Below are 6363 nucleotides of genomic sequence, written 5' to 3'. Positions count from 1 at the left end.
ATGAGGGATGAGGGATGAGGGATGAGGGATGAGGGATGAGGGATGAGGGATGAGGGAGGGACGTTGGACTGTGGACGTTGGACTGTGGACAAAGAGATGTTTTGAGTCTTGAGTCTTGAGTCTTGAGTCTTGGATCTCTGGTCTTTGGTCTTTGGTTTTTGGTCTTTAGTCTCTAGTCTCTAGTCTTCGGTCTTCAGTCTCTGGTCTTTCCAATCTTCCGCTCAGTTTGGCAGATTTGGACTACCTTGTAATGGGTTGCTGGATTTGACTTTGGGTGTGGCGATTCGATCGCCAGCTTTGATTGTAGATGTCCCGGATTGTGAGTTAAACCATTTGAGGCGGTGGGGGTTATGCGATCGCTCTTCTCGGTCTTCTCTTGTGTTGGGCTGGTTTTTTTGGTGGGTTGTGGGTCTCCTCAAGCGTCTGAGCCAGTTCAACCGGGGGCGGTGTTTTCTGTGTTGGATTTTGGTACGACCAAGATCAGCGAGATTCAAAAGGGTAAAACGAATTATACGGTGCGGTTGCAGGGCAAAATTGTCGCTCAAGCGCCGCTCTTGGGTCAACGGGCTTTTGAGCTTCAAGATGCGACGGGGAAGATTTGGGTTGTGACAAAAGAAAAGCTGCCTGTGGCGACTGAGGTGAAAGTGACTGGAAAAGTTCGTTATCAAAGTATTCTCATAGACGGTCGAGAGTCGGGCACGGTCTATCTTGAGCAACAGGGAGCCGTTGAAGTCGTTTCTGCGGGTAAAACTTCATGAATCGGATTGATGACTTTGTAGCCGCACCGGACGAAACTCGCGTTCAGGTAGCGATCGCCATTCTGACTCGTGAGAATCAATTCTTAATGCAGCTACGCGATGATGTGCCCAATATCGTCTATCCCGCTCACTGGGGCATGTTTGGCGGACATTTGGAGCCAGAGGAAACGCCCGAAATTGCCGTCCAGCGAGAAGTGTCCGAAGAAATTGATTATGTGATGCCGATCGTTCAGCGGTTTGGCTGCTATGTCGATGAGAAGGTGATTCGCTATGTGTTTTGTGCGCCGCTCAAGGTGGGGTTGTCAGAGTTGACGCTGATGGAAGGCTGGGACATGCAATTGCTGACCCGCGAAGAGATTCGGCTGGGGGAACGGTATAGCGATCGGGCGCAGCAGATTCGACCTTTAACCGAAAGTGCCCAGCGGATTTTGTTAGACTTCATCGAGCAGGCAGATTAAAACTAGTACAAATTGTCTAACTCGATGGATCTGGTGAAGTTGCAAAAGGCTCTTGCAGTTGAGGCGGAGCATGGATTCAATAACCTGGAGGGGAATCGTTACCACTTCAATGAATTTTTGCGCCTCAACTTGAGTGAACCTGCGGCAGATCTGCCTGTCGATCGCCAAAAGTGTCAAGAAATTGCCCAGAAGTTTGCAGATTACGCCGATCTATCTTTTTCTGAACGACAGCATTTAGTGGCTGAGACCAGACGATTTCTGTATCAAGTTCACAAAGACACCACTCACAGCAAAACGGCAGAATCTTCCCATTCACCAGACCCAAAACCCACGATCAAAACGCCCAAAACGGCTCCGGTTGTGGAAGTTAATCGCGATCTTTCTCTCGACCAAAAATTAACGTATTTGCCCGGAATTGGCCCAAAAAATGCCGAGAAACTGGCGAAGTTGGGGCTGTACACGGTGCGGGATGTGCTGTATTACTACCCGCGTGACCATGTGGACTATGCGCGTCAGGTGAGCATCCGAGAATTGCAGGTCGGCGAAACGGTGACGTTGGTGGGAACGATCAAAAGCTGTAGCTGTTTTACCAGTCCGCGCAACAGTAAGCTGACGATCGTCGAACTTGTGATTCGTGACAGCACAGGTCAGATGAAGATCAGCCGATTTTTTGCGGGAGCGCGTTACAGCAATCGAGGCTGGCAAGAACAACAAAAGCGCCAGTTTCCCGTTGGGGCTGCGATCGCTGCATCCGGTCTGGTCAAAGAAACCAAGTTTGGTAAAACGCTCGAAGATCCGGATTTGGAAATTTTGGATCACTCAGGCGATGCGATTGATTCCCTGACAGTCGGGCGGATCATTCCTATTTATTCGTTGAGCGAAGGGGTGGGTGCTGATCTGGTCAGAAAAACAGTCGTCGCCTCACTTCCAGCCGTTTCCAAACTTCAAGAAGCGCTACCTCCCGGACTGCTTGATCACTATCAGTTGATTGGATTAGCGGAAGCGATCGCTCACATTCACTTTCCCCCTGACGGCGAGAAGTTGGCGGCGGCGCGACGGCGGTTGGTGTTTGACGAATTTTTCTATCTGCAACTCGGTCTGCTCAAGCGACGACAAGAACAGCAGCAGATTCAGAAAAGCGCGATTCTGGCTCCCCAGGGCGAACTGATTCATCGATTTACAGAGAGTTTGCCCTTCCAATTTACAGGCGCACAGCAGCGAGTTATCAACGACATTCTGAATGATTTGCAAAAGCCCAGTGCAATGAATCGATTAGTTCAGGGCGATGTCGGATCGGGAAAAACGGTCGTAGCGGTGGTGGCGATTTTGGCGGCGATCGAGGCAGGCTATCAAGCCGCATTCATGGCACCGACTGAAGTTTTGTCAGAACAGCATTACCGAAAATTGGTTGGCTGGTTCAATTTACTCAATCTGCCTGTGGAGTTGCTGACAGGTTCGACCAAGGCCGCCAAACGTCGCGAAATTCATGCCCAACTCGAAACGGGACAGTTGCCGCTTTTGGTGGGGACTCACGCCCTGATTCAGGACACTGTGAACTTTCAGCGATTGGGCCTGTGTGTGATTGACGAGCAGCATCGATTTGGCGTTCAACAACGCGCCCGACTCCAGCAAAAAGGCGAGCATCCCCACGTTTTGACCATGACGGCGACTCCCATTCCTCGCACGTTGGCCTTGACCCTGCACGGCGATTTGGATGTGAGCCAGATTGACGAATTACCGCCCGGCCGCAAGGCGATTCAGACCACTGCGCTGATGGGACGCGATCGCCCACATGCCTACGATTTGATCCGGCGAGAAATTGCTCAGGGTCGCCAGGTTTACGTCGTCTTACCGCTGGTCGAAGAGTCTGAAAAATTGGATTTGAAGTCGGCGATCGAAGAGCATCAAGAACTTCAAGAAAAAGTCTTTCCCGAATTCAAAGTCGGCTTGCTGCACGGACGCATGACCTCAGCCGAAAAAGACGAATCGATCACCAAATTTCGCGACAACGAAACTCAAATTCTCGTCTCAACCACCGTCGTCGAAGTCGGGGTAGACGTTCCCAATGCTACCGTCATGCTGATCGAACACGCCGAACGATTCGGATTGTCACAATTACACCAGCTTCGAGGGCGAGTCGGTCGAGGGGGATCTCAGTCGTTCTGTTTGTTAATGAGCAGTTCTAAAGCAGAGACGGCAAGACAGCGATTAAATGTATTAGAACAGTCTCAAGACGGCTTCTTTATTTCTGAGATGGATATGCGATTTCGCGGGCCCGGTGAAGTGTTGGGAATGCGTCAATCAGGGCTACCAGATTTTGCTTTAGCCAGTTTAGTCGAAGATCAAGACGTTCTAGAAGTGGCACGAGAAGCCGCCGAAAAAGCGATCGCCAAAGACCCCAGCCTCGATCGTTTCCCCGCCATGAAAGCCGAATTAGCATACCGTTACCAGCGCTTAATGGGTGGCGCAATTTTGACTTAAGTTAGGTCTGTTTCGGTTTTTTCTCAAGAATTGGACGAATAATTTCAAGCTGCTGATGCCATTCCTCTTCGGTTTTTGGAGGATGAAATAAAACAGCTTCCGAATCAGGACTGCGCCGAGAAAAAAAGGATTCGATCGCGTCCCTCTGTTTTGATTAGGGCGTATCTCTCTGTTTTTTCAATTGCTTTTCAAGCTCTACCTTGAATACTTCCTCTTGTTGCTTCCATTCTTCTAACGTTTTAGGTGGAGAAAACCAGGTTGCTTCTGAATCAGGACTGCGCCGAGCAAAGAAAGCTTCCATCGCGTCCAAGTCATGTCGGTTTTGGAGAATGTAAGCTCTCAACTCTTTCCAGGACATCGCATCGTAATTAGGCTTCATTAACAAACCTCCACTGTCCATCACGGGGAATAATGATTTGAAGTTCTTCACCTGCGAAGATATAAATCTCACCTGTAAGCTGATTAAATCGAAAGACTTCAATGTTTTTGAAGTAGTTTGACAGCATCTGACAAATGTAGACGCTGGTAAAGTTCTGTTCAGCAGTCGGTAAAATGGTTCGCTCCTCAATTTTGACACAATCATTTTCTCTGGTTCTGATCGTCTCGGTACAGATGTAAACTTGTGTTAAGTTCTCTTATTTATATGACTATGAACCGTCGATCGCTCCTCACTCTCCTCTTTTCCTGCTGTCTCATTTTGCTGGCTGTGGTGCCTTCTGCGCTGGCAATGGGGGGCAAACTTCCGCCGATTAACGAGCCTGCTCCAGAGTTTGCGCTGCCCACAAATACCGGAGACGGTCAGATTTCGCTGGCAGACTATCGAGGCAAATGGATCGTCGCCTACTTTTACCCCAAAGATTTCACATCAGGCTGCACGATCGAAGCCAAAAAATTTCAGCAAGATTTACCGAAGTATCTCGATCGCAACACTCAAATTTTGGGTATCAGTGCCGATGATGTCGATTCTCACGCCGAATTTTGCGATTCCGAAGGGCTAAAATTTCCGCTTTTGGCCGACACCACAGACGCAACCAGCAAAGCTTACGGTTCCTGGATGGGCGTTGTCTCATCGCGTCACACCTTCATCATCGATCCCGCAGGCACCCTCAAAGCTACCTTCACAGGCGTAAATCCGATCGTCCACAGCCGCGAAGTCCTGGCTAAACTAGACGAACTCCAGAAAGGCTGAGAAGCGATCGCCCAGAATTTTTGCCACAATCTGTAAAGGTCTCCTCCCTCTTCCCTCCTCCCTCTTCCCTCCTCCCTCTTCCCTCCTCCCTCTTCCCTCCTCCTTCCCTCTGCCCATGTCGTCCCAAAACCCAAAAGAACGGCTGGAATTTGCCGAACCCACCCCATCGCCATTGGTAAGACTGCGAGATACCGAACGATCGCTGCGCCTCAAAACTGTGGAAACGATCGCCCCCCTCCTCCCCTCCGAAACCGCGATGAATTTGGGAGAAACTTCGCAAGCCGCCGACGAGTTTTTGGACGAACTGGCCAAGGTTGACCTCGACACCATCACCGACGCAGAACTCAAACCCGCTCGCATTATGGCAGGCTTGACCTTCACCGGGTTTAGCGGATTGATGCTGATGTTTTTACTCGTCTATTTGTCTAATCTGCACCCCGAATTGTCAGCCGTTGCTCAGATTCAAGCCTATTGGTATCAATATGTCTGGTTCATCAGTCTTGGCGTTGCAGGATTAGCAGTCTTGGCACGAGAAGCCATGCGCCCCCCAGAAGATTAGCCTACAAATTCAAGCTACGAATTTAGTCTACGAATTTGGGTCGATCGCGCTGACTCTGACTAAGAATTTCCTCTAAAGCCGCCCAATTTTCCTGCTCGATCGTTCCAATAATCTGATCTAGCTTGTCTCGATAAACGGAGAGCGATCGCAGCACTTCAACCGTATTGTACTGAGCCATCATCACCCCCAATTCTGGATTGCCGCCCCCCACGCGACTGGTATCCCGAAACCCAGAACTTGCCAATGTTTGGGCGAGTCTCAATGCGCTGGAATCTGACTCACTGGTGCAGGCTGCAATCAAACTGGCGCTAACCATCACAGGCAGGTGAGAAATCCAGGCGACCGCCCGATCGTGATCCGCAGGTGAGCAGTGATAGAGACGGACTTGCAAAGGTTTGATGATCGATTCGACTAGAGCGATCGCATCTGGGGGCGTGGTTTCAGTTGGCGTGAGAACGTAAGGACTTCGGGCAAATAGTCCGTGCTGGGCCGCTTCGATGCCACTTTCTGCGGTGCCTGCCATAGGGTGTCCGCCTACAAAATTTTTCCACAGCGGCGAGATGTCCTGAACAACAGATTGTTTGACTGACCCCACATCGGTTAATACTGTGTTCAGAGAAAGATACGGAATCAACTGTGTAACCGTGGTGTAAAGATGGGCTAACGGTGTACAGAGGAAAACCACGTCCGTGTCTGCTAAAAATTTAAGGTCTACTCCCGCATCATCCACCGCTCCTCGCGTTACGGCAACCTGACAGGTTCGTTCTTGACGGCTGACTCCCAAAACCTCGTGACCCTGCGATCGCAGATCTAACCCCAGCGATCCCCCAATCAAACCCAATCCTACAATGCCGATTTTCATAAATGAAGATACGATTTCCCACCCCGTTATACAGGCTAATTCTGATTTGGATCTGG

At 50.1% G+C, this 6363-nt stretch carries 8 protein-coding genes; 5 read left to right on the top strand and 3 right to left on the bottom strand.

What is annotated here, in order from left to right; translation table 11 throughout:
- The first annotated feature begins 350 nt into the window (after positions 1 to 350).
- From ACKFKH_RS26485 to recG, 3 genes are read left to right on the top strand one after another with little or no spacing between them, the layout of a single operon-like run.
- Positions 351 to 758: a hypothetical protein gene (locus tag ACKFKH_RS26485; protein ID WP_446861343.1), complete on the top strand. Its 408-nt coding sequence runs from the start codon at positions 351 to 353 to the stop codon at positions 756 to 758.
- Complete coding sequence (locus ACKFKH_RS26480) at positions 755 to 1216, top strand: NUDIX hydrolase (protein ID WP_446861342.1); 462 nt, start codon at positions 755 to 757, stop codon at positions 1214 to 1216. Before ACKFKH_RS26485 ends, ACKFKH_RS26480 begins: the two co-directional genes overlap by 4 nt.
- 24 nt (positions 1217 to 1240) lie before the next feature.
- The gene (gene recG / locus ACKFKH_RS26475; RefSeq protein ID WP_446861341.1) at positions 1241 to 3697 is read left to right on the top strand and encodes an ATP-dependent DNA helicase RecG; all 2457 of its coding nucleotides are present in this window, start codon (positions 1241 to 1243) and stop codon (positions 3695 to 3697) included.
- 154 nt (positions 3698 to 3851) lie between these two features.
- Here recG and ACKFKH_RS26470 read toward each other — a convergent pair whose 3' ends face one another.
- Positions 3852 to 4076 carry a DUF6887 family protein gene (locus tag ACKFKH_RS26470; RefSeq protein ID WP_446861340.1) on the bottom strand — a complete coding sequence of 75 codons (225 nt, stop codon included), beginning with the start codon at positions 4074 to 4076 and terminating at the stop codon, positions 3852 to 3854.
- A complete protein-coding gene (locus ACKFKH_RS26465; protein ID WP_446861345.1) occupies positions 4066 to 4251 on the bottom strand; it encodes a DUF6888 family protein in 186 nt (61 codons plus the stop codon). Before ACKFKH_RS26465 ends, ACKFKH_RS26470 begins: the two co-directional genes overlap by 11 nt.
- Before the next feature lie 89 nt (positions 4252 to 4340).
- Between ACKFKH_RS26465 and ACKFKH_RS26460 the strand changes: the two genes are divergently transcribed.
- Complete coding sequence (locus tag ACKFKH_RS26460) at positions 4341 to 4886, top strand: peroxiredoxin (protein WP_446861339.1); 546 nt, start codon at positions 4341 to 4343, stop codon at positions 4884 to 4886.
- 115 nt (positions 4887 to 5001) lie between these two features.
- Positions 5002 to 5445: a hypothetical protein gene (locus tag ACKFKH_RS26455; RefSeq protein WP_446861338.1), complete on the top strand. Its 444-nt coding sequence runs from the start codon at positions 5002 to 5004 to the stop codon at positions 5443 to 5445.
- 22 nt (positions 5446 to 5467) lie between these two features.
- Here the strand turns inward: ACKFKH_RS26455 and ACKFKH_RS26450 are convergent, their stop codons facing one another.
- A complete protein-coding gene (locus tag ACKFKH_RS26450; RefSeq protein ID WP_446861337.1) occupies positions 5468 to 6307 on the bottom strand; it encodes a prephenate/arogenate dehydrogenase in 840 nt (279 codons plus the stop codon).
- Positions 6308 to 6363: the final 56 nt, after the last annotated feature.

It is taken from the genome of Phormidesmis sp. 146-20 (assembly GCF_052939475.1).
This window is presented reverse-complemented; position numbering and strand designations above follow the sequence as displayed.

Bases quoted from the DNA above. Each gene is read 5' to 3' on its own strand.
- ACKFKH_RS26485 (WP_446861343.1), top strand. From the start codon at position 351: ATGCGATCGCTCTTCTCGGTCTTCTCTTGTGTTGGGCTGGTTTTTTTG.
- ACKFKH_RS26480 (WP_446861342.1), top strand. From the start codon at position 755: ATGAATCGGATTGATGACTTTGTAGCCGCACCGGACGAAACTCGCGTT.
- recG (WP_446861341.1), top strand. From the start codon at position 1,241: ATGGATCTGGTGAAGTTGCAAAAGGCTCTTGCAGTTGAGGCGGAGCAT.
- ACKFKH_RS26470 (WP_446861340.1), bottom strand. From the start codon at position 4,076: ATGAAGCCTAATTACGATGCGATGTCCTGGAAAGAGTTGAGAGCTTAC.
- ACKFKH_RS26460 (WP_446861339.1), top strand. From the start codon at position 4,341: ATGACTATGAACCGTCGATCGCTCCTCACTCTCCTCTTTTCCTGCTGT.
- ACKFKH_RS26455 (WP_446861338.1), top strand. From the start codon at position 5,002: ATGTCGTCCCAAAACCCAAAAGAACGGCTGGAATTTGCCGAACCCACC.
- ACKFKH_RS26450 (WP_446861337.1), bottom strand. From the start codon at position 6,307: ATGAAAATCGGCATTGTAGGATTGGGTTTGATTGGGGGATCGCTGGGG.